At 39.6% G+C, this 21,774-nt stretch carries 23 protein-coding genes; 20 read left to right on the top strand and 3 right to left on the bottom strand.

Annotated elements, in window-relative coordinates:
* The first annotated feature begins 1 nt into the window (after window position 1).
* Both HCJ30_RS12635 and HCJ30_RS12640 read left to right on the top strand, forming a co-directional pair.
* Window positions 2–1,609 (top strand): amidohydrolase, encoded by a 1,608-nt coding sequence (locus HCJ30_RS12635; RefSeq protein ID WP_185392570.1) that lies wholly within the window; start codon window positions 2–4, stop codon window positions 1,607–1,609.
* A gap of 118 nt (window positions 1,610–1,727) precedes the next feature.
* Window positions 1,728–3,680, top strand: coding sequence for a Na+/H+ antiporter (locus HCJ30_RS12640; RefSeq protein WP_185392439.1), 1,953 nt, complete (start codon window positions 1,728–1,730; stop codon window positions 3,678–3,680).
* A gap of 24 nt (window positions 3,681–3,704) precedes the next feature.
* Here HCJ30_RS12640 and HCJ30_RS12645 read toward each other — a convergent pair whose 3' ends face one another.
* The gene (locus HCJ30_RS12645; protein WP_185392440.1) at window positions 3,705–4,604 is read right to left on the bottom strand and encodes a LysR family transcriptional regulator; all 900 of its coding nucleotides are present in this window, start codon (window positions 4,602–4,604) and stop codon (window positions 3,705–3,707) included.
* Between the two features lie 241 nt (window positions 4,605–4,845).
* Here HCJ30_RS12645 and ssuE point away from each other — a divergent pair, with 241 nt between their 5' ends.
* From ssuE to HCJ30_RS12710, 13 genes are all read left to right on the top strand, one after another.
* Window positions 4,846–5,391 carry an NADPH-dependent FMN reductase gene (gene ssuE / locus HCJ30_RS12650; RefSeq protein WP_185392441.1) on the top strand — a complete coding sequence of 182 codons (546 nt, stop codon included), beginning with the start codon at window positions 4,846–4,848 and terminating at the stop codon, window positions 5,389–5,391.
* A 15-nt stretch (window positions 5,392–5,406) separates the two neighbouring features.
* Entirely contained in the window at window positions 5,407–5,943 is a 537-nt protein-coding gene (locus tag HCJ30_RS12655) for a GNAT family N-acetyltransferase (protein WP_185392442.1), read from the top strand.
* A 15-nt stretch (window positions 5,944–5,958) separates the two neighbouring features.
* Complete coding sequence (locus tag HCJ30_RS12660) at window positions 5,959–6,768, top strand: amino acid ABC transporter substrate-binding protein (protein WP_185392443.1); 810 nt, start codon at window positions 5,959–5,961, stop codon at window positions 6,766–6,768.
* A 21-nt stretch (window positions 6,769–6,789) separates the two neighbouring features.
* A complete protein-coding gene (locus HCJ30_RS12665) occupies window positions 6,790–7,506 on the top strand; it encodes an amino acid ABC transporter permease (protein WP_008948594.1) in 717 nt (238 codons plus the stop codon).
* Window positions 7,507–7,519: 13 nt separating this feature from the next.
* Window positions 7,520–8,227, top strand: coding sequence for an amino acid ABC transporter permease (locus HCJ30_RS12670; RefSeq protein WP_185392444.1), 708 nt, complete (start codon window positions 7,520–7,522; stop codon window positions 8,225–8,227).
* On the top strand, window positions 8,224–9,003 hold the full coding sequence (locus HCJ30_RS12675; protein ID WP_008948592.1) for an amino acid ABC transporter ATP-binding protein: 780 nt from the start codon (window positions 8,224–8,226) through the stop codon (window positions 9,001–9,003). Before HCJ30_RS12670 ends, HCJ30_RS12675 begins: the two co-directional genes overlap by 4 nt.
* Complete coding sequence (locus HCJ30_RS12680) at window positions 9,000–9,995, top strand: LLM class flavin-dependent oxidoreductase (RefSeq protein ID WP_185392445.1); 996 nt, start codon at window positions 9,000–9,002, stop codon at window positions 9,993–9,995. Before HCJ30_RS12675 ends, HCJ30_RS12680 begins: the two co-directional genes overlap by 4 nt.
* Window positions 9,988–10,254, top strand: a complete 267-nt coding sequence (locus HCJ30_RS12685) for a glutaredoxin family protein (RefSeq protein ID WP_185392446.1) — start codon at window positions 9,988–9,990, stop codon at window positions 10,252–10,254. The genes HCJ30_RS12680 and HCJ30_RS12685 overlap by 8 nt, the downstream gene beginning before the upstream one ends.
* Entirely contained in the window at window positions 10,251–11,573 is a 1,323-nt protein-coding gene (locus HCJ30_RS12690; RefSeq protein ID WP_185392447.1) for an LLM class flavin-dependent oxidoreductase, read from the top strand. The genes HCJ30_RS12685 and HCJ30_RS12690 overlap by 4 nt, the downstream gene beginning before the upstream one ends.
* A gap of 72 nt (window positions 11,574–11,645) precedes the next feature.
* Complete coding sequence (locus tag HCJ30_RS12695; RefSeq protein WP_185392448.1) at window positions 11,646–12,347, top strand: pseudouridine synthase; 702 nt, start codon at window positions 11,646–11,648, stop codon at window positions 12,345–12,347.
* A gap of 132 nt (window positions 12,348–12,479) precedes the next feature.
* Window positions 12,480–13,598, top strand: a complete 1,119-nt coding sequence (locus HCJ30_RS12700) for a carbohydrate kinase (protein WP_185392449.1) — start codon at window positions 12,480–12,482, stop codon at window positions 13,596–13,598.
* Entirely contained in the window at window positions 13,595–14,506 is a 912-nt protein-coding gene (locus tag HCJ30_RS12705) for a pseudouridine-5'-phosphate glycosidase (RefSeq protein ID WP_185392450.1), read from the top strand. The genes HCJ30_RS12700 and HCJ30_RS12705 overlap by 4 nt, the downstream gene beginning before the upstream one ends.
* 74 nt (window positions 14,507–14,580) lie before the next feature.
* A complete protein-coding gene (locus HCJ30_RS12710; protein ID WP_185392451.1) occupies window positions 14,581–15,024 on the top strand; it encodes a 2-thiouracil desulfurase family protein in 444 nt (147 codons plus the stop codon).
* Here the strand turns inward: HCJ30_RS12710 and pepC are convergent.
* Entirely contained in the window at window positions 15,021–16,346 is a 1,326-nt protein-coding gene (gene pepC, locus HCJ30_RS12715) for an aminopeptidase C (RefSeq protein WP_185392452.1), read from the bottom strand. The two genes, HCJ30_RS12710 and pepC, sit on opposite strands and share 4 nt — an antisense overlap.
* Before the next feature lie 218 nt (window positions 16,347–16,564).
* Here pepC and HCJ30_RS12720 point away from each other — a divergent pair, with 218 nt between their 5' ends.
* From HCJ30_RS12720 to relB, 4 genes are all read left to right on the top strand, one after another.
* The gene (locus HCJ30_RS12720; RefSeq protein WP_003727734.1) at window positions 16,565–17,317 is read left to right on the top strand and encodes a DeoR/GlpR family DNA-binding transcription regulator; all 753 of its coding nucleotides are present in this window, start codon (window positions 16,565–16,567) and stop codon (window positions 17,315–17,317) included.
* Window positions 17,314–18,237: a 1-phosphofructokinase gene (gene pfkB / locus HCJ30_RS12725; protein WP_185392453.1), complete on the top strand. Its 924-nt coding sequence runs from the start codon at window positions 17,314–17,316 to the stop codon at window positions 18,235–18,237. The genes HCJ30_RS12720 and pfkB overlap by 4 nt, the downstream gene beginning before the upstream one ends.
* A 1-nt stretch (window position 18,238) precedes the next feature.
* Window positions 18,239–20,137 carry a PTS fructose transporter subunit IIABC gene (locus HCJ30_RS12730; RefSeq protein ID WP_185392454.1) on the top strand — a complete coding sequence of 633 codons (1,899 nt, stop codon included), beginning with the start codon at window positions 18,239–18,241 and terminating at the stop codon, window positions 20,135–20,137.
* Window positions 20,138–20,243: 106 nt separating this feature from the next.
* Window positions 20,244–20,591, top strand: coding sequence for a type II toxin-antitoxin system RelB family anti-toxin (gene relB / locus HCJ30_RS12735; RefSeq protein WP_003739618.1), 348 nt, complete (start codon window positions 20,244–20,246; stop codon window positions 20,589–20,591).
* Between the two features lie 52 nt (window positions 20,592–20,643).
* Here relB and HCJ30_RS12740 read toward each other — a convergent pair whose 3' ends face one another.
* Complete coding sequence (locus HCJ30_RS12740) at window positions 20,644–21,243, bottom strand: competence protein ComK (protein WP_185392455.1); 600 nt, start codon at window positions 21,241–21,243, stop codon at window positions 20,644–20,646.
* Between the two features lie 130 nt (window positions 21,244–21,373).
* Between HCJ30_RS12740 and HCJ30_RS12745 the strand changes: the two genes are divergently transcribed.
* On the top strand, window positions 21,374–21,730 hold the full coding sequence (locus HCJ30_RS12745; RefSeq protein WP_185392456.1) for an IDEAL domain-containing protein: 357 nt from the start codon (window positions 21,374–21,376) through the stop codon (window positions 21,728–21,730).
* Window positions 21,731–21,774: the final 44 nt, after the last annotated feature.

Below are 21,774 nucleotides of genomic sequence, written 5' to 3' on the forward strand. Positions count from 1 at the left end.
GATGAAATTGTGGAAAAACGGTATTTTTTATCAAATGACTGCGGAAGGTGAGCGAGTGTCGGCAGTTTTAACAGAAAATGGTCAGATCCGTGCGGTTGGTGAAGCGGCGGACTTAGAACGGCAATTTGCGACTGAAATTGCGGAAACAATTGATTTGGATGGTAAAGTTGTTTTTCCTGGATTTGTTGATGCGCATATTCATTTGCTTTGGTACGGTCAAGCGTTAGAACGACTTAATTTAAACCAAACGACGACGAAAAAAGAGGCGCTACAGCTAATTGCCGAACGTACGAAACAACTTGCGATGGATGAGTGGCTATTCGTGGAAGGATATGATGAAAATAAATGGGCCGATGAACAAAGCCTGATTTCCTTGGCTGATTTGGATGCAGTAAGCCAAACGAATCCAATTTTAGTGAGACGAATTGATTATCATAGCGTATCGATAAATTCTGCGTTGCAAGCGCATATCGAAGATTTTTCGGAAAATGGTTTTGATGGCGGTGGTGAAATTGTTCGCGACAAAGCGGGGGAGTTTACAGGTGTTTTAAGAGATAATGCAACGACTTTAGCGATTGATGCTTTTCCAGCGGCAACTCCTGCTGAATTAAGAGCGTGGCTGGAAATCGCGATAACGGACTTATGGTCAAAAGGGGTAACCGGTGCGCACTCGGAAGATTTACATTATTTCACAGGATTTGAGTCTACTTTTGCTGCTTTTCGGAATACAGTTGGTGCGGATGCTTGGCCGTTTCGCGCGCATTTGTTAATTCATCATGCGGAACTAGCGGCTTTTTCGGATTCAGAAGAACGTTTTGTTAGTGGAGATGCTTTTTTAGAATTAGGTGCTATGAAGATTTTTTATGATGGAACAGTTGGCTCGCGTACGGCGCTAATGAGTGCGGGATATGCTGATAATAAAGCGGAAAAAGGACTGCAAATTCATTCTGATGAAGCGTTTGAAGGTTTGGTGAAAGCAGCAAGAAAAGCGGGATTACCTGTTGCGATTCATATTTTAGGGGATCAGGCTTTTGCCAATGTGATTCGCACGTTACGAGCCTATCCGCCTAAAGAAGGGCAATATGACAGATTAATTCATACGCCTTGGCTTACGGAAGCATTGATAGCAGAAGCGGAGGGTTTGCCGGTATTGTTTGATATACAGCCGCAATTCATGGCAAGCGATCTTCCGTGGGCATTAGATGTGTTGGGAGAAAATCATCCGGCACTCGCTTTTGCTTGGAAATCGCTGTTACAAGCTGGTTTTCCTTTAGCTGGGGGAAGTGATGCGCCGATTGAAGTGCCGAATCCATTTTGGGGAATTCATGCTGCTGTTACGAGAACGGCAAATGCGGACTTGGACGGGGTAGCGTACTGGTCTGAACAGGCGCTCACGGTGTTTGAAGCGATTCAACTTTATACAAAAGGTGCTGCGTTTGCGAGCTATAAAACATCTTCGCGCGGGCAAATTGCGCCTGGTTTTGTAGCGGATTTCACGATTTTGGCTGAAGATCCATTCCAAGTGAAACAAGCGCAACTGCGTGATATGAGCGTTATGATGACGGTTGTGAATGAGCAAATCGTTTATCAAAAAGAGGATGCTAGATAAAAAAACTCCATACAGAGACGGATGTTTCCGAAAAGTTTTTTTGCTAATATGGGAACGGTAGAAATGCCATGCTCAGGGGTCGTTGTATGGCAGGAAGATGGGAACGAGGGATGTATTAATGGAGATTTTTGAACTGATTTTATTAATGTTAAGCGCGGTATTTTTATCAAATGTGCTAAGTCGATTTTTGCCGAGCATTGCGGTACCTCTAATTCAGGTGCTGCTCGGGATTATTTTAGCGATTCCGCTTGGGGATCATACGATGGATTTGAATCCGGAGTTGTTTTTATTACTCTTTATGGCGCCGATTCTTTTTAATGATGGAGCTAGTACGGATAAAAAATCTTTATGGAAAAATCGGAAGGCTATTTTGTCGCTATCGATTGGATTAGTGTTTGTTACGGTGGGGATTTTAGGTGCGTTTATTCATTACTTAATTCCAGCGATACCATTTGCGGCTGCGTTTGCACTTGCTGCGGCACTGGCGCCAACCGATGCAGTTGCGGTCGGTGCGCTAGCTGAAAAAGTAAGAGTACCACATAAAATTATGCACATTTTAGAAGGTGAGTCACTTATTAACGACGCTTCTGGACTTGTTTCCTTTCAATTCGCCGTCTTGGCGCTTGTAACGGGCACATTTTCGTTTATGTCAGCGGGAACTAGTTTCTTGCTATTGTCGCTTGGTGGGATTGCGCTTGGAGCAGTGCTGAGTATGCTGAAAATCGGCCTTATGCGCGGTTTACGCCAGTTGGGGATAGAAAACATGACTTCCTTTATGCTAATGGAAATTTTGCTGCCATTTTTGATTTTTATGGTAGCGGAAAAAATTGGCGTGAACGGGATTTTGGCCGTAGTCAGCGGTGGAATGGTGCATTCATTTAGTTATAAAAAAATAAATCCTGAAATGGCGCAATTGAATTTGTTGTCAAAAAACACTTGGTCAGTAATTATTTTTAGTTTGAATGGCTTAGTATTTATTCTGCTTGGGACGCAGTTGCCGCAAATTTTGACGACTATTTGGCAAGATGCGAACATCCAAAAAGGAATGCTGTTTGTCTATATTTTAGGAATTACTTTTTTGCTACTCGGTTTACGGTTTTTATGGATTTTATTCTTCCGTAATTACGAGGAAAATCCGAAAGCTGATTTAGCTAGCAGATTGAAAAATACGTTTCTATATACGGTGGCTGGGGTTCGTGGAACGATAACTTTAGTCAGTGCGTTGTCATTACCATTTGTGCTTGGAAATGGCGATGCTTTTCCTGAGCGGGACTTGCTGATTTTTATTGCAGCAGGTGTCATTATCACGACGCTACTTTTGGCCAATTTCACGTTACCACTTTTTGCGGCGAAAAAGGATGTTGTTACGGCGGACCATACGACAGACATCATGTTACTTCGCGATATCGTACAGCAACTGCAAGCTTATAAAACAGATGAAAATACCGTGGAAATGAATAAAGTATTAAATATGTATAATAATCGGATTTTCTCGTTAATGGAGCATAAAGAAGTGAGCGCGACGGAGCGAGAGTTGCGGCGATTAACGCAAGAATGGCAGCTTGAAAATACGAGAAGATTAGTTTTTGAGCGAAAAATTGACACTGGGGTAGGGCTTTCGCTAATGATGCGGCTTGGGAAACGACTTTATGTCCAAACGCGGGCAGAGAAGTATCGCGCAAGAAAAAGGTATCGCCAACTACTAAGTCATAGCATTCGTGATTTTCGCATTGTGCCGCTTACGTTTGAAGAACGCCGAAAAGAACGTGCCAAATTGCAAAATGAAAATAATCAATTCGTCATTCAAAAACTGCAAGAACTGGATCCGAATGAATTTAACCCGGAAATCATTTCGCTTTATTTGATGAATTTTGAACGGGCGTTAGGTCACCGGTCGAATAAAAAAGAAAGCGATGATGAGGCGCTACAAACAACTATTGACTTAGCTTCTCAAATTGAACGCGAGACGATTCAGCAGTATTTTGAAAAAGGGACAATTACTCGGAAAGAAATGAAAGTGTATCGTGATAACTTGCTCGCAATTGAAGCGAATTTGCAATTAGAATTTTAAGAAAAAGACAGGTAGACTAATTGGTTAGTCTATCTGTCTTTTTTTATCATCAAAATAATAAATAATACGGTCGATAAATTCCTTCGTTGTACTATCAAAATCTTTTTCTTTTTGGTTAGTTAGCAGACCGATTGGTGGTGAAATTGGTAAATTGTTAATTGGAATGCGAACCGTCCCGTCCAGTAGTTCAGAATGCGCAGTGCTAGTAAAGATAGATACTCCAACGTTTTCACGCACGAAATATTTATGCGACATGCTGCTAGTAAGTTCCATTTTTTTATAATCACTACCAATGGCGCGTTTTAGATGTTGTTCAATTTGAATGCGAATCGGGCAGTTTGCTGGGGTGAAAATAAAGCATTCATCACGCAAATCAAGTAATTCTACCGAAGCCCGAGAAGCTAAAGGATGTTTTTCTGACACAATTAAATCTAGCGTATCATGGAAAAATGGAAAGTAAAAATTCTCCAAAATTAGCTCTGGTTCCCCGCAAATCGCGAAATCAATTTCCCCGTCAATTAATTTTTGGCTACATGTATTGGCGTCATCCACCGCCACGTTCACCATGAGTTTTGGGAAATCAGTTAAAAATTGCTTTAAAATCTGCGGCAAAACAAGGCTGGCACTAGGCTCAGATATGCCTACTTTGATTAGCCCAGCGTTGCCATTTTTCAAGTCAAAAATAGTGTGGTCGAGCACTTCATATTGCGCGATAAGCTGGCCGGCTCTTTCATAGAAAAGTCTGCCTGCGTGTGTTAGTTTTAATGTTTTGCCGCGTTCGAATAATTGGACATCCAAATCTTGTTCTAATTGTTTAATGCGCATTGAAATGGTCGGTTGCGAATAATTTAATACTTCTGCTGCGCGCTGAAAACTCCCCGTATTAACCACCGTATAAAAAGTTTTAATGGTTCGAAATTCCAATATAATTCCCCCTTCATATTGGAGTTTTTTGATATTTCTAACAGTATACACCGTAAAATTAGTAGAAGCAATTTATTAATCTGATAAAATTCATAGGAATAATGCGGATTGAGGCCTAACTATTAGTATTACTGTGGTTAGCCATTAGTTTTTTTGATTAGCCAAACAGAATCTTTTACTTTATAGTATAGCTAATATCTAAAAACCAAGTAAGTTGATGTGAATTAAAAGGGGCGATTTGATGGGGAAAGTGACAATTATTGCTGGGGGAATCAAAACGGAATCTCGACTTACAGGCTTAATCCAACTAGCAGCAAATGAATTAGTAAATAATGGTACGGAAGTGAGAATTATCGAAGTGCATAAAATTCAGGCAGAAGCGTTAGTGACCGCGGATTTTACACATCCAGATATTCAACTTGCGAATAGCGAAGTAGAGAATAGTTCTGGCGTTATTATCGCGACACCTATTTTTAAAGCGTCCTACTCAGGAGTGCTAAAAGCCTATTTGGATTTGTTGCCACTCAAAGCGTTAAAAGGGAAAGTCGTTTTGCCGCTAGGGCTTGGCGGGTCAAATGGTCATTTGTTAGCACTGCAATACGCACTGGATCCAGTTTTAAAAGAACTTGGAGCTGAAACTATTTTAAAAGGTCAGTTTACGGTGGACAAGCAAATTGAACGGCTCGGGGATGGGCTTTATGAAATTGAAGCTGCTGCGAAAGAACGACTAGACCTCGCATTAAGCCAATTTATTTCATTATTAAATCAAAATTCAGTGGAAGTGTAAGGAGGAGAACGGGAAATGACAGAAGATATTTTTAGAGTAGCGACTGTGGAAGATGCGCCAGAGTTTTTGGAATTGTTATCGAGTGCTTTTCAATCAGTGAAGGAACTCGGGATTGATTGGCCTTCAACTAATGCTGATTTGGCGATGGTAACAGAAAATATTGTGAATTCTTCTGCGTTTGTTTTAGAGCGGAATGGTAAATTAATTTCGACAATTACCGTTCGTTTTCCGTGGGAGAGTAGTTCACCGCCTTCTAAATACCCATTTGTTTGGTGGTTTGCAACGGCTCCAGAACTTGCAGGACAAGGGATTGGCGATAAATTACTAACATATGTGGAAGAGCGAGTCCTTCGTGATACCTTGAAAGCTCCGGCGCTTACGCTTGGAACATCTGCCAGGAAACATCCGTGGCTTCTTGATATGTATTTGCGCCGCGGTTATGAAGTTTATTTTGAACATGAAGAAGACGGTGATGTTGGCGTGATGATGCGGAAAATCTTAATTCCAGAAAAATTCGACGCCACATTACTTGGAATACCTAGCTGGACATAAAAAGGGGGAAAAAGAATGAAAAAGAAATACGGAGTTTTGGCACTGGCACTCACGGCAGCATTAACATTAAGCGCATGTGGAGCAGGAGATGAACCAGAAGCAGCCAATGAAAAAGTACAAACAATCACGGTCGGAACAGGCACACAATTTCCGAATGTCTGCTTTTTAGATGAAAATGGCAAATTAACTGGCTATGATGTCGAACTAGTGAAAGAAATCGATAAACGTTTGCCAGGTTATAAATTCAAATTTAAGACGATGGATTTTTCCAATTTACTCGTTAGTCTTGGAGCTGGAAAAGTAGATATCGTCGCGCATCAAATGGAAAAAAGCAAAGAACGCGAGAAGAAGTTTTTATTTAATGATGTCGCGTATAATAATTTCCCATTGCAGCTGACGGTACTAGATAGTAACAACAGCATTAATAGTACAAAAGATTTAGCTGGGAAACGCGTTATCACGAGTGCCACTTCGAATGGCGCACTAATTTTAAAGAAAATTAATGAAGAACAAGGTAATAATTTTGAAATTGCGTATGAAGGACAAGGATCGAATGACGCAGCGAACCAACTAAAAACAGGTCGCGCTGATGCAACAATTTCCACACCATTTGCGGTAGATTTCCAAAATAAAACAAGCGCAATCAAAGAAAAAGTAGTTGGCGATGTTTTATCTAATGCGAAAGTATATTTCATGCTTGGAAAAGATGAAACGAAATTAAGCAAAGATGTAGATAAGGCTCTACAGTCCATTATTGACGACGGGACATTAAAAAAATTAAGCGAAAAATGGCTTGGCGCAGATTATTCAAAAGAACAATATTAAAAGAGAGAGGGTGCCATCAAAATGGATAAAGCGTTCGATGTGAAAATGATTGCTGATTTTATTCCAACGTTAGCTGGTTATTTACCGATTACGTTGTATATTTTGGCACTCTCGCTTATTTTTGGTTTTATATTAGGCGTAATTTTATCATTACCGCGAATTTATAAGATTCCAGTTTTGAACCAATTTGCGCGAGTGTATATTTCGTTTTTTCGAGGGACACCGATTATGGTGCAATTATTCATTGTTTTCTACGGAATTCCGGCACTTTCCAGCGTATTTGGTATTGATTTATCGCAAATGGATCCATTATATGCCGCGATTGCAACCTATGCGTTAAGTAGTGCCGCAACAATTGCAGAAGTGATTCGCGCTGGGGTAAATAGTGTGGATGCTGGGCAGGCGGAAGCAGCTTATAGTGTTGGGTTGAACGGGCGCCAGACATTTTTACGGATTATTTTGCCGCAAGCGTTGTATCAAGCGTTACCGAATTTCGGGAATTTAGTCATTGGCTATTTGAAAGATACATCGCTCGCATTTTCGATAGGGGTGATGGATATGTCGGGAAGAGGGCAAACCTTAATAACCCTGAGCAATCACGCGTTGGAAGTCTATATTTCGCTATCGATTATTTACTATATTACAGCCGTACTACTTGAATATTCCTTCAAATGGATTGAAAAACGAGTCAAAAAGGAAAACACCAGATTTACAAGTATTTTCGATATAGAACTGTAAAGGAGAGATGACGATGCCGCTTGATGTGCCTTTTATTGGAACAGCCGTAATGGCGATGTTAAAAACGATACCATTAACACTTGCGATGACCTTCTTTCCGATACTGTTCGGCTTTATTATCGCAATTGGTCTGACGTTGGTTCGGATGTATCATGTACGTTTTTTAGAACCAATTGCTAAGTTTTATGTTTCCTTTTTTCGAAGTACGCCAGCAATTTTGCATATTATGCTGATTTACTTAGGAATTCCGCTGATTGTTGATTTTTTAAGTAAGACATTTGATTTAAGCATATCTGCGAATAAAATTCCGGTTGTGATTTTTGTGATTATCGCGCTATCTTTTACGGCGGGGGCTTACCTCACCGAGATTTTGCGCTCAGGCATCATTGCCGTTGACATCGGACAAATGGAAGCTGCCTACTCAATGGGTTACACGCACGGCCAAGCGATTCGCAAAGTCTTATTGCCGCAAGCCTTTATGATCGCTCTGCCGAATTTTACCAATTTATGCATTGGATTTTTACATACTACATCCATCGCAGCTATCGTTGCAGTCCCCGAAATCACAGGAATGGCAACGATTGTAGCATCTGACAATTACGCATTTCTCGAAGCATTTATCGGCGCCGCACTCATTTATTGGTTTTTAACTATGTTGATTGAAGCAATTAATTACATTTTGGAAAAGAATATCGCTAAATACCAAGGAGGGACAGTATGATTACCATTAAAAATATTCAAAAAAGCTTTGGCGAAAATCAGGTTTTAAAAGGAATTGATTTAACCGTGAAAAAGGGCGAAGTAGTAACGATACTCGGTCCAAGTGGGTCAGGGAAAACCACCTTTTTACGCTGCTTAAACTTACTGGAACGACCCGAAAATGGCGAAATTTCGATGCATGACCAAATAATTAACTGCAAGAAACCAAGCAAGAAAGAAGTGTTGCAACTGCGAAAGAATACCGCGATGGTTTTTCAACAATACAATCTCTTTTCGCATAAAACGGTCATTCAAAATGTGATGGAAGGACTGACCGTTGCGAGAAAAATCCCGAAAAAAGCAGCACGTGAAATTGCCGAACGCGAGCTCACGAAAGTAGGATTGGCAGATAAATTCAGCGCTTATCCTTCCCAGCTTTCTGGCGGACAAAAACAACGTGTTGGCATTGCGCGGGCGCTCGCGATTAATCCGGATGTCATTTTATTTGATGAACCAACAGCCGCACTGGATCCAGAGCTTGTCGGTGAAGTTTTAGAAGTAATGTTAGAAATTGCGCGGGCTGGCGCGACGATGATTGTTGTTACACATGAAATGGAATTCGCAAAACGGGTCGCGGATCAAGTCGTTTTCATGGACGGGGGATTAATTGTCGAACAAGGCACGCCAGATGAAGTATTCAATCATACAAAAGAAGAACGAACCAAACGCTTTTTACACCGAGTCTCAGCGGATTATTTATATGAAATCAAAGAAGTGAAAAAGGAGCGTGTCATATGACCATTCGATTGAGCATTTTGGATCAAAGTATTATTAATCCCGGCGAGCATCCAAGTGAAACTTTGCAAAATACTGTAGAACTTGCGCAACTCGCGGAACAACTTGGCTATCATCGCTTTTGGGTTGCGGAACACCATAATTCAGACGAAATAGCCGGATCTGCGCCAGAAGTACTGCTTGGATATATCGCTGCAAAAACGAATACCATCAAACTTGCATCTGGCGGGGTGATGCTGCAACATTACAGCCCCTATAAAGTTGCCGAACAATTTCATGTGCTAGCAAACCTAGCGCCCGAACGGATTTCGCTTGGAGTCGGAAAAGCACCAGGCGGATTCCAACCAGCAACCGATGCCCTCCAAAAAGACTTTTCCAAACCAGTCCGAACCTTTGATGCTAAATTGGAAGAATTAGTCGAGTTGATTTCACATGAATCAACCACAACTATCGCAGCCAAACCACTTCCAGCAACTAATCCAGAAATCTTTTTACTCGGAGGGAGTGCGGCGAGCGCGAAACAAGCCGCGGAGCTGGGAATTTCCTTTGTTTTCGCGTATTTTATTAACGGAGAAGAGAGCGTCTTAAAAGAAGCACGTGAAACATTTGATGAATACCAAATTAACCCCAAAGCCAGTTTTCAATTAGCGCCGATTGTCGTAGTTGCGGAAACCAAAGTCGCGGCAGACCGACATATTCCCGAGCGAGAATCAATCAAAGTCGAGCTTGCGGATGGACGTAAAGTTAATGTCGGATCGCGCGAACAAGCCGAAGCCTACGTGAAAGATATCGACCAAACATATCAGTTTATTACCCAACGAATTGGTGCAATCACAGGAACAAAACAAGAAGTCGGAACAGAAATTAAACGACTTTCAGCAGAATATAATATCCAAGATTTTGTCATTTTAACCCCAATTAAATCAACTGAAATCAAGCGCTATTCGTACCAATTATTAAGTGAATCGATAAAGGAGGAAGTTGTCCATGGCTAATGTCGTCGTTTGGAGTAAAGTAGGGTGTCACTATTGTAAAGATGTGAAAGATTATTTAACCGAGCAAAAAATTGTCTTCCAAGATATCGACGTCACCGACCACGATTATTTACGAGAAGTACTCCAAGCCAAATACGGTATCCGCCATGTCCCGGTCGTAGAAATCGGCGACATTGAAAAAGGGACTTACCAAGCAGTTGTAGAAATTGGCATCGAACATTTAGAAAAAGCATTATTTGAAAAGGAGGAAGTAAAATGACTAGAAAAGAAACAATTCAGTTTGGCGCAATCATCCACGGTGTCGGCGGAACAACAGACGGTTGGCGCCATCCAGACGTTAACCCAGCAGCAAGTACGGATTTAGATTTTTATAAAACCCGTGCCAAAATTGCGGAACAAGGACTTTTTAGCTTTGTATTTATTGCAGACGGTCTCTTTATTTCCGAAAAATCGATTCCGCATTTTCTTAACCGTTTTGAACCAATTACGATTTTATCCGCACTAGCTGAGTCAACGAAAAATATCGGGCTTGTCGGGACATTTTCGACCTCATTTACCGAACCATTCACACTCGCAAGACAACTTTCATCCCTTGATCACATTAGCGGCGGTCGAGCGGGTTGGAATTTAGTCACTTCTCCGCAAGAAGGTGCCGCGCGAAATCATAGCAAGAAAAACCTCCCAACCCATAGCGACCGCTACACCATTGCGGCAGAACATTTAAAAGTAGTTCGCGGACTCTGGAATTCGTGGGAAGATGATGCGTTCACTTATAATAAAGAAACCGGTGAATTTTTTAACCCTGAAAAATTACATCGCTTAAATCATCAAGGTGAATATTTCCAAGTCGAAGGTCCATTAAACATCGGGCGCTCCAAACAAGGCGAACCAGTCGTTTTCCAAGCAGGCGCATCCAGTACAGGACGCGATTTCGCTGCTCAAAATGCAGAAGCTATTTTCACTCATTCCGATTCCCTAGAAGAAGCCATTGAATTCTATCAAGATGTGAAAGCACGCGCCGAAAAAGCTGGTAGAAATGCAGCCGAAATTCGGATTTTTCCAGGAATCAGCCCGATAGTAGCGGACACCTTGGAAGAAGCAGAAGCTAAATATCTTGAGTTTGCCAGTCTTATTCCAATTGAAAACGCCGTAACTTACCTTGCGCGCTACTTTGATGACTATGATTTAAGCCAATTTGATTTAGACGAACCATTCCCAGACCTTGGCGATATTGGCAAAAACGCTTTTCAAAGTACAACAGATCGAATCAAAAAAGAAGCTAAAGAGCGTCATTTGACCCTTCGCCAAGTCGCGACCGAAGCAGCAACACCAAAAACGCCTTTCATCGGAACAAAAGAACAAGTAGCCGATTTAATCGAAGTTTGGTTCCAAAATGAGGCCGCAGATGGCTTTATTATCGCATCGGATATTCCCGGAACATTTGAAACTTTCGTCGAACAAGTTATTCCACTTTTACAAAGTCGCGGCTTGTACCGAAACGAATACCCAGCGACAACACTAAGAGGTAATCTCGGTTTAACAATACCTCAAAATAAACAAGCCGTCGAAACTAAATAATAGAAAGAAAACGGAGCGCCTTTGAGGAAGCTTCGTTTTTTTGTTACAATAAAAGAAAAAAGGAGCTAAACCATGCGCTTAGATAAATTATTGTCCCATACAGGTTTCGGGAGTCGAAAAGAAGTGAAACCACTGCTTAAATCAGGTGCAGTTGTCGTCAATGGCACAATCCAGAAAGATAGTAAAACCCAAGTAAATCCCGACAAAGATCAAATAACCGTCCACGGAACTTCAGTCGTTTACCAAGAATTCGTCTATTTCATGCTCCACAAACCACAAAATGTTGTGAGCGCAACCGAGGATAATGTGTCAGAAACCGTCATCGATTTACTCGCTCAAGAAGACACGCTTACGGATCCGTTCCCAGTTGGCAGGTTAGACAAAGATACAGAAGGTTTGCTGATTATAACGAACGATGGCACCCTCGCGCACAATTTGCTCTCACCTAAAAAGCATATAGATAAAACATACTATGCTAAAATTGATGGCGATGTTACGACCGAGGATGTAGAAGCTTTCGCAGCGGGAATTGAACTCGATGATGGCTACACTTGCAAACCGGCTCGCTTAGAAATTATTACACCAAACGAAATAAAAGTAACTATCCAAGAAGGCAAATTCCACCAAGTAAAAAGAATGTTTGCCGCTCGGGGAAAATCTGTCAGCTATTTAAAACGAATTTCGATGGGCAATTTACAATTAGATGAGTCACTTGCACTTGGTGAATACCGCCCATTAACCGAAGCAGAACTAGCTATCCTCCAAAATAAATAAACCTAAACGAAAATTTTCTTCCTAAAAAGAAGTCGATTTTCGTTTTTTAGTTTGCAAAAGAAAGCATTTACATATATAATAAACATGTGTTTGAAATCAAAACAAAAGTTTGGAATGGAGGTGCATTATATCGTGGAGAATAATAAAGCGAAAATGAACGAAAAGGAAGAGATAATTTTCAATTCCATCCGTAAAAATCCTTACATTTCTCAACAAGAACTTGCTGATATCCTTGATTTATCAAGACCGACAGTAGCGAACCTCATTTCCGGCCTTATTAAAAAAGGTCGTATTTTAGGAAAAGCCTATATTTTAAATGAAGCCAAACAAATCGTTTGTATAGGTGGAGCGAATGTCGATCGGAAGTTTTACATTAAAGACAAGGCCCAACTAGCTACATCAAACCCAGTGCGTTCAACACAAAGTGCTGGCGGAGTTGCTAGAAATGTCGGTGAAAACCTTGGCCGCCTTGGAAAAGAAGTTATACTACTCACTGCTTGTGGGACAGATTCCGACTGGGAAGCTGTTAAAAGTGCCAGTAATACATATATGAACTTAGATTATGTCACTGCATTCCCAAGCATCGCAACAGGTTCTTATACAGCAGTACTCGAAAACAACGGAGATTTGCTCGTAGCACTAGCGGACATGGATGCATACGACCACCTAACTCCAGATGTACTTGCAAAAAATGAAGGCTTGCTGAGTCAAGCGAGTGCCATCATTGCCGATTTAAATTGTCCGAAAGAAACATTAGAATATCTTGGCAGTTTTGCTGAGATTAACTCGATTCCATTAGTCCTAGTTCCCGTTTCTTCGCCAAAAATGTCTCATTTACCAGAACGGCTTGATCACGTAACATGGCTAATCTGCAACCGAGATGAATCAGAGACGCACCTAGAAATGACTATCGAAAACGACGAGGACTGGCGCTTGGCCGCACAGAAATGGTTAGACCTAGGCGTGAAAAATGTCATCGTCACAAATGGCAGTAAAGGCGCAGTCGCAGCAAACCAAGCAGAAGGCATCATTTTTGAACCAGCGATTGTTATTGAAAATATTGTCGATGTTACTGGAGCAGGAGACGCGTTTTGCTCCGCGGTTATCTATGCATGGCTAGAAGGAAAAGCGTTACAAGAAATTTTAAAAGCGGGAAGTGTAAATGCTGCACGAACACTCGAATCTGAGTACACGGTTCGTCAAAATTTATCGACATCCCAACTACAAAAAGATCTGGAGGAATTCAAATGAAAAATTATCTATCATTATCCGAGGAAGTAAAACAAGCAAAAGCAGAAGGAAAAGCAATCGTTGCCTTAGAATCTACTATTATCTCTCACGGTATGCCTTACCCACAAAACGTAGAAATGGCGCGCGACGTGGAACAAATTATTCGCGATAACGGTGCAGTACCAGCAACAATCGCTTTGATCGACGGAAAAATTAAAATCGGACTTTCTGATGAAGAACTAGAGCTATTCGCTAAAAGCAGCAATGTAGCAAAAGTTTCTCGTCGAGATATCGGCTACCTTATTGCAACGAAACAACTAGGCGCAACAACTGTAGCAGCAACAATGATTTGTGCTGAATTAGCAGAAATTGGTATCTTCGTAACTGGCGGAATCGGCGGCGTTCACCGTGGTGCCGAAACAACAATGGACGTTTCAGCTGACTTAGAAGAATTAGCAAAAACAAATGTTGCCGTAGTTTGTGCTGGAGCTAAATCAATCCTAGACTTAAACTTAACAATGGAGTACCTAGAAACGAAAGGTGTTCCAGTAATTGGCTACCAAACAGACGTACTTCCTGCATTTTACACACGTTCAAGTGATGTAGAATTAACATTACGCGCAGATAATCCAGAAGTTATCGCAGAATCCCTTAAAGCAAAATGGGATCTTCAAATCGAAGGCGGCGCAGTAATTACAAACCCTATCCCAGAAGAATTCGCGATGGATGAAAAAGTAATTAACGACGTAATCCACACAGCACTTAAAGAAGCAGAAGAAAACCACATCCACGGAAAAGACGTGACACCATTCCTACTTGGAAAAGTAAAAGAACTAACAGATGGTAAGAGCCTTGAAGCAAACATCGAACTAGTAAAACACAATGCACTAATCGGTACACAAATCGCCGTAGCATATCAAAACATCTAATGACACGAGAGCTGTCGCCTATATATGGTGGCAGCTTTTTATGTTAAAATGTAACAATAAAGGGGGGAAGCAAAATGATAGCAGTAAGCGCTTGTTTAGCAGGAATTGCCTGTAGATATGATGGGAAAGATAAAGAAATTACTAAAATAAAGCAAATGGTTGAAAACGGCGAAGCAATACCTTTTTGCCCAGAAGTTATAGGTGGCCTGCCAACACCGAGGTTTCCAGCAGAAATAGTAGGCGGAGACGGTAAAGATGTCTGGTTAGGCCGTGCCAAAGTCATGGATAATCAGGGAACAGATGTAACAGAAGAATACAAAAACGGAGCGAGCCTCACTTTAGCTAAAATGAAAGAACTCGGAATTACACAAATAATTATGAAGGAAAAAAGCCCATCTTGCGGTAGCTGTGCTATTTACGACGGCACCTTCTCCGGAAAAATAAAAGACGGTACCGGCGTAGCAGCAGCTCTTTTTCAAATGAACGACATAAAAATCATTTCAGAATTTACGATTTAAAGTGCCAGTGACCCCATTGGATCCCAAGGTTTTAATGCAATCGGCTCCTGATTAAAAGCAGCAATCAATTCTTCGGGTAAATATTTTTTATGCACGACTACTTGGAAGGTGAATTCATCCATCCAAGCATCACTAGCAACAAAATAACCTTTATTACCAATTGATTCTCCCCAACTATTTTCCACTTTCCAGCGATTTACCTCACCGCCAGCAACATTCACACCAGTAAGAACCATCGCATGTGTAAGCATACTATGTTTATAATCAAGACGTTCTGCTTTTGTCATTGCAGTTTTAAATCCAAAAGTCTGATTAAACAAGAAAATATCCGTATCCATAATACCAGTAGTTTTTTCTGAAAGTTGACCAACATCACAGCCAAACCAAACCGTTTCACCGTCTTTGATTTGATCAGCGGCGGCTTTTTTTAATACATCCATTTCTACATTCAAATACTTAATAGGCGTCCCATTTACAATATTTCCTAAATAATCGACCGTGAAAGCTTGATTAAAAGGTTTATCTTTGGTCGGCGCATTTATTAGTGGAATATAATCTTTCAAATCAATATCTACATACCGCGCATAAAATTCTTTAGGCGTAATCTGCAAATCCTGCTTAAATTCATTGTCCTTATTTCGATACTCAAAATCGAATACTTTAGGCGGTTCACCAAGAGTCATTACCAAAAGCTGATAAACTTCCGCAAGCATTTCTTCTTTCAAACTGGTAGTATCTTTCTTTTCAGTGACAGCTTTTCTCAAAATAACCGCATCCGTGCGAAGTCTTTCATTTAATAAATGATTTAAATCTGCTGACTTGCTGCTTTGGAACGTTTCTGGCATAGCGGACTTAGGAACAACCCCGTATTTTTCAATAATCGAAACTAGCATGTCCCACTGACCACCATCTTGCTGCGGTGTATCGAGCAACCACGAAACTAATCGACTATCTTCATCCTCATTAGCAGTTTCAATAATATTCTCTAAAAAATAATTAGCTTTCTCAAGCTTATCCCAAAAGTTAGTATAATTCTGCGACAACTCAAAATCTTTCAAACCAAGTGTTCCGTTCAATTTATGCCGAAACGTGTTTAATGCTGCAAACATCCAACATCTTCCGCTTTGCTGTTGATTAGAAACTTTATCTGTAGTAACTTCATGAGAAAAAACAGGCTGAACACTCACTTTTGAAGTTGGATTCTCTGTAGCGGCTTTAATCCCATTTTTCATAATACTAGCTTGGAAAACCAATTTATCTGGATTTTCACGCCATTTCTTTGAAAAAATTTCTAATTGATCGAATGTTAATTCCGTATGCATGAATAACTCCTCCTAATACCAAATATTATCTTCTAAACAAGTATACTGCTAAAAATTAGTACTGTATAAGAAAAGCACTGCATGAATAATTATGAAGGTTTTTGAGCGTATACATGTTATAATATGAATGAATTTGAATCCAGATGATTGTTTTTGAATGAAAACGGTTGATTTTGAAAGAAAAAGATGATAAACTAACTTTGGATGGAGGAGTAATAATGTTAAATGCAGAGCGTAAACAACTTATTATGGAGAGTATTGAGAAACTTGGTGTGATTAAATTACAAGAATTAGTTGAAGGTCTTGCTACCTCAGAGTCGACCATTCGCCGCGATTTAATCGAATTAGAAGAACAAGGATTAATCCAGCGTGTACACGGCGGAGCAAAACTTGTAAAGCTTCATAACCAAGAACCAAGCATGAATGAGAAATCATTCAAAAACATTCAAAGTAAAAAAGTAATTGCTGCATACTGTGCAAGTTTAGTGGAAGAAAATGATTGTATCTATTTAGACGCAGGTTCCACTACACTAGAATTAATTACTCATTTAGCTAATCGAAATATCACAGTGGTTACAAACGGATTAACTCATATCGAAGAACTAGTTCGTCAAAATATTGATGCTTATCTATTAGGCGGCAAAATGAAAGTGCATACAAAAGCAATTATTGGTGCTGTTGCCTTAGATAATATCCAAAACTATCATTTTGATAAAGCCTTCATTGGTACTAACGCGATGCATCCGGAGCATGGCTACACAACACCTGATATGGAAGAAGCCTTTGTAAAACGTGCCGCAAAAGAACGTGCTGATCGCGTCTTTGTTGTAGCAGACCATACAAAATTTAATGAAGTGAATTTTTCAAAAATGTTTTCAATAGAAGAAGCTACTATTGTTACCGACTATATTCCTTCAGCAGTAAAAGAATCCTTTATCCAAAAAACTAAAATAATCGAGGTAGAAAAATGATTTATACAATTACTTTAAACCCATCAATTGATTATATTGTGCAAATCGACCAATTAAACCTTGGCGAACTTAATCGCATGAAACAAGATTATAAATTACCTGGTGGCAAAGGAATCAACGTCAGCAGAGTGCTAAATCAATTGAACGTACCAAATCTTGCTACAGGGTTTTTAGGTGGATTTACAGGCAATTTTATTAAAGACTGGCTACAAAACGAAGGTATCAAAACTGGTTTCGTAACAGTAAAAGATGATACTCGAATTAATATCAAACTTAAACACGGCGAAGAAACAGAAATTAATGGCTTAGGACCAGCGATTTCAGAAACGGAAATCAATGAATTTTTAAAAGTGATGGATAAAGTAACCGCTGGAGATATTGTTATCTTGTCTGGCAGCGTACCACCTTCACTTGGAAATGATTTTTACGATAAAATAATTCAGATTTGTAAAGACAAACAAGCCGAATTTATGATTGATACTACAGGACAAGAACTACTAGACGCATTACCAAATCATCCCATTCTGATTAAACCAAATCATCATGAATTAGCAGAACTATTTGGTGCTAAACTAGAAAGCATAGAGGATCTCATCCCATATGGGAAAAAATGTCTGGAACTAGGTGCGCAACACGTAATCGTATCCATGGCTGGTGACGGAGCCCTTCTATTTACTGGAGAAGATGTTTATTTCGCCGATGCTTTAAAAGGGGAACTGAAAAATTCTGTTGGTGCTGGAGACTCTATGATTGCAGGGTTTGTTGGAACTTTTGATAAAACAAGAGATCCAGTTAAAGCTTTCGCTGCTGGTGTTGCAACAGGTGGAGCAACTGCATTCTCAACAGATTTAGCCCAAAAGGAATTAATAGATGAATTACTACCACAAGTGAAGATAACTAAAATAACAGGGAGGAACTAAAATGAGAATCACTGATTTATTGAGCAAAGATGTTATGATTATGTCATTACAAGCAACGACAAAAGAAGCTGCTATCGATGAAATGATTGCTTCGTTAAAAAGCAATGGAAAAATTAATGATGAGGTCCTTTTTAAAGAAGCGATAATGAACCGTGAAGCACAAAGTTCCACTGGTGTAGGTGAAGGAATTGCAATGCCACATGCGAAAACAAAAGCTGTAAATGAGCCAACTGTTGTTTTTGCTAAAAGTGAAAAAGGATTAGACTATGATGCTTTAGATGGTCAACCAGCACATTTATTCTTTATGATTGCCGCTCCAGATGGTGCTAATGCAACTCATTTAGAAACCTTAGCAGCACTTTCTCGATTATTAGTCCACCCAACATTTGTTCAATCATTAAAAGATGCTAAAACTCCAGACGAAGTAATCAATCTTTTTAATCATGAACAAGAAGATTCAGAAGAAACAGTTGTCGCTCCAACATCGAATAACGATACTGGTAAATCAGTCGTGGCAGTTACAGCTTGCCCGACAGGTATTGCGCATACTTATATGGCAGCAGAAAAATTACAAGAAACAGCAAATAAATTAGGTGTGCGAATCAAAGTAGAAACAAATGGTTCTAGAGGCGTTGAAAATCGTCTGACAGACAAAGAAATTGCAGAAGCAGACGGTGTTATTATTGCCGCTGATGTACAAGTGGATATGCCTCGCTTTGATGGAAAACATTTAATCGCTAAGCCAGTTGCGGCGGGAATTCATAAGCCAGAAGAATTAATTAATGAAGCAATATCTGGCAATGCCCCAGTATATAAAGCGGAAGAAGGAAGCCAAGCGGTAGAAAGCGCAGATGGGCTTTCAATTGGTCAACAAATATACAAACATCTAATGAGTGGTGTTTCTCACATGCTACCATTTGTCATTGGTGGCGGTATCGCAATCGCAATTGCATTCATGCTTGACCAAATGTTAGGTGTTCCTCAAGATCAACTTGCAAAACTAGGTTCATATAACGAAATTCCAGCATTGTTAAAACAAATCGGTGATGTTGCATTCGGCTTTATGCTTCCAGTATTTGCGGGTTACATCGCTTACAGTATATCGGATAGACCAGGACTTGTAGCAGGTTTTGTAGCAGGTGGAGTAGCATCTGTTGGTGGCGCAGGATTCCTAGGTGCGTTAGTCGGCGGTTTCCTTGCTGGTTATGCAGTAGAACTAGTAAAACTTGCACTTAAAAAATTACCAAAAACATTAGACGGTATCAAAGTAGTTTTATTCTATCCAGTTTTATCAGTTTTAATTGTAGGACTTTTAATGTTGCTACTAAATGTGCCAATGAGCGCGTTGAACACTTGGTTAAATGATTTCTTAAATAGTCTAAGTGGTACAAATGCAGTTATTTTAGGATTGCTGCTTGGAGCAATGATGGCAGCCGATTTAGGTGGACCAATTAACAAAGCAGCCTATATCTTCGCAACTGGAACACTTGCCGCAAGTGTAGCAACAGGAGGTAGTGCAATTATGGCAGCGACAATGGCTGCTGGTATGGTACCACCACTTGCAACATTTGTAGCGACACTTATTTTTAGAAATAAATTTACAGCTCAAGAACGTGATGCCGGTTTGACTAACTCCATTTTAGGAGCTTCATTCATTACTGAAGGAGCTATACCATTCGCGGCAGCAGATCCACTTCGAATGATTCCAAGTTTCATTGCCGGAAGTGCTATCACAGGCGCAATCGTTATGTTCTTGAATATTAAAGTATTAGCACCACATGGAGGAGTTTTCGTTATCTTCCTAGTATCCCAACCATGGTTCTACATCATTGCAATTATTATCGGAACATTAATCAGTGCAGCATTAATTGGTGTTCTACGTAAGAAACCAACTGTATAATAATATCGAAATCGTCTTTTGAAACTAAAAAGGCGATTTCTTTTTAGTAAATTCTCGAATTCTTTCTAAAAAATTGCTATACTGGAAATGAAGCGAGGTGGGCGTATTGGAATTTGGAGAAAAATTAATTCATTTACGAAAGAAAAATCGATTAACACAAAAACAATTAGCGGCGAAAATTGGGACAACTGCATCCACAATAAGCAAATATGAAAATGATAACCACCGACCGCCAATCTTTATTTTGGCTAAATTAGCAGAGATTCTTGGAACAACGACAGATTTTTTATTAGATGATGTAGCTGGCTTACGAGAAAAAAATTCAGTAAACGCCTTTCCATTGATTGGAAATCCTGAGCTTGAGAAATGGTATTTAGAATTGCCGTATACATATTCAGAAGATGAATTATTAATGTTAAAACGAATTGCAGATGCGATTGAGAATAAAAAATAATTTAAGGTAAAGCCAGCTACGCAATGTGTAGCTGGCTTTATTTAGTTTAAATTTACTGCTCAGGATCTTTAGAATCTTCATTGTCAGGAAGCATGGTATTGTAAAAACGTCTTGGTTCAGCGGCAAGTGTGGTTGGTGGGAAAAACATATTCATTGAAGGGAAGTTACTCTCCATCATACGCATTTTTTGAGAAAATTTCATATGTAACATGGAGGTTCTAGCAATCTGATTATTAAAAGATGCTAAAGACATATCAATTTCAAAAGTTTCCATATTAGAAAATATGATTAAAGTGTGGTTAAATCCAATTGCATGATAGTCTTTGATGTGTTGCGGGAAAATCCAAATACAGTCTACTGAACTTGGTGCTACAGTTGGAAATACATAAGTGGACGTAACAGGATCAATAATAATAGGTGGCTTATGAGTAACACCTATTAAATGCTTGGTGCCCTCCTTACGACCCTCATAGCTTGATCCGAAAAAGTTACAGCTGGTTTTAATTAACTCAAACGGGGTAAATTTAGAAGTATAATGAGAATCAACTTCATAAATTTCTGAATAGACTATACTTCCAGATTTTTTCGGAAAAATAATCATCGTGTGCGGGTTTACTTCATAAAACTGAGTACTGATTTGTTCTTTTTTCATTTCATTCAACTCCTCTATGTTTGTATTTATGTCTAAGAAGAAACCTAGAATTATTGCTTAATACGCAACAATTCCAAATAACGACTGAGCACCAAAGTAAGATATGAGTTATTTTTTGTCATTATAGCACATGGAAATTTACAAGTCATTAGATTTTCGTAAAGTTGTATTTTCAAGCTGTTTTCTGTTTTTTCTAGGCATATTACAATTTTTTGAGATTGTAATAAATATGAGTGAAGGAGTGGTAGTCGTGGAAATGCGTGATTTTTCTAATTCATTGATGAATCAGGTGGGTGTCCTTAAAGGAGAAAAAGAATTAACAAACGTTTTTATCGAATGCTTCCTGACGATGCTCCTAGAAGAGAGAAAATTAGAACAACTTAGAGCTGAAATTGATAAAGCTCTCGATAATAGGAACAAAGCTGAATTTATGCAACTAACAGAAAAAATGAATAAAATTCAACAGGAAATGCTGGCTTTTGAGTAGAATATATGAAAAACTAAGATAGTGAGAGCTATCTTAGTTTTTTT

It is taken from the genome of Listeria cossartiae subsp. cossartiae (assembly GCF_014224155.1).
Lineage (GTDB): Bacteria > Bacillota > Bacilli > Lactobacillales > Listeriaceae > Listeria > Listeria cossartiae.

What these genes read in the sequence shown, in the direction of transcription:
- HCJ30_RS12635 (WP_185392570.1), top strand. Translation starts at nt 2, where the DNA reads ATGAAATTGTGGAAAAACGGTATTTTTTATCAAATGACTGCGGAAGGT.
- HCJ30_RS12640 (WP_185392439.1), top strand. Translation starts at nt 1,728, where the DNA reads ATGGAGATTTTTGAACTGATTTTATTAATGTTAAGCGCGGTATTTTTA.
- ssuE (WP_185392441.1), top strand. Translation starts at nt 4,846, where the DNA reads ATGGGGAAAGTGACAATTATTGCTGGGGGAATCAAAACGGAATCTCGA.
- HCJ30_RS12655 (WP_185392442.1), top strand. Translation starts at nt 5,407, where the DNA reads ATGACAGAAGATATTTTTAGAGTAGCGACTGTGGAAGATGCGCCAGAG.
- HCJ30_RS12660 (WP_185392443.1), top strand. Translation starts at nt 5,959, where the DNA reads ATGAAAAAGAAATACGGAGTTTTGGCACTGGCACTCACGGCAGCATTA.
- HCJ30_RS12665 (WP_008948594.1), top strand. Translation starts at nt 6,790, where the DNA reads ATGGATAAAGCGTTCGATGTGAAAATGATTGCTGATTTTATTCCAACG.
- HCJ30_RS12670 (WP_185392444.1), top strand. Translation starts at nt 7,520, where the DNA reads ATGCCGCTTGATGTGCCTTTTATTGGAACAGCCGTAATGGCGATGTTA.
- HCJ30_RS12675 (WP_008948592.1), top strand. Translation starts at nt 8,224, where the DNA reads ATGATTACCATTAAAAATATTCAAAAAAGCTTTGGCGAAAATCAGGTT.
- HCJ30_RS12680 (WP_185392445.1), top strand. Translation starts at nt 9,000, where the DNA reads ATGACCATTCGATTGAGCATTTTGGATCAAAGTATTATTAATCCCGGC.
- HCJ30_RS12685 (WP_185392446.1), top strand. Translation starts at nt 9,988, where the DNA reads ATGGCTAATGTCGTCGTTTGGAGTAAAGTAGGGTGTCACTATTGTAAA.
- HCJ30_RS12690 (WP_185392447.1), top strand. Translation starts at nt 10,251, where the DNA reads ATGACTAGAAAAGAAACAATTCAGTTTGGCGCAATCATCCACGGTGTC.
- HCJ30_RS12695 (WP_185392448.1), top strand. Translation starts at nt 11,646, where the DNA reads ATGCGCTTAGATAAATTATTGTCCCATACAGGTTTCGGGAGTCGAAAA.
- HCJ30_RS12705 (WP_185392450.1), top strand. Translation starts at nt 13,595, where the DNA reads ATGAAAAATTATCTATCATTATCCGAGGAAGTAAAACAAGCAAAAGCA.
- HCJ30_RS12710 (WP_185392451.1), top strand. Translation starts at nt 14,581, where the DNA reads ATGATAGCAGTAAGCGCTTGTTTAGCAGGAATTGCCTGTAGATATGAT.
- pepC (WP_185392452.1), bottom strand. Translation starts at nt 16,346, where the DNA reads ATGCATACGGAATTAACATTCGATCAATTAGAAATTTTTTCAAAGAAA.
- HCJ30_RS12720 (WP_003727734.1), top strand. Translation starts at nt 16,565, where the DNA reads ATGTTAAATGCAGAGCGTAAACAACTTATTATGGAGAGTATTGAGAAA.
- pfkB (WP_185392453.1), top strand. Translation starts at nt 17,314, where the DNA reads ATGATTTATACAATTACTTTAAACCCATCAATTGATTATATTGTGCAA.
- HCJ30_RS12730 (WP_185392454.1), top strand. Translation starts at nt 18,239, where the DNA reads ATGAGAATCACTGATTTATTGAGCAAAGATGTTATGATTATGTCATTA.
- HCJ30_RS12740 (WP_185392455.1), bottom strand. Translation starts at nt 21,243, where the DNA reads ATGAAAAAAGAACAAATCAGTACTCAGTTTTATGAAGTAAACCCGCAC.
- HCJ30_RS12745 (WP_185392456.1), top strand. Translation starts at nt 21,374, where the DNA reads ATGGAAATTTACAAGTCATTAGATTTTCGTAAAGTTGTATTTTCAAGC.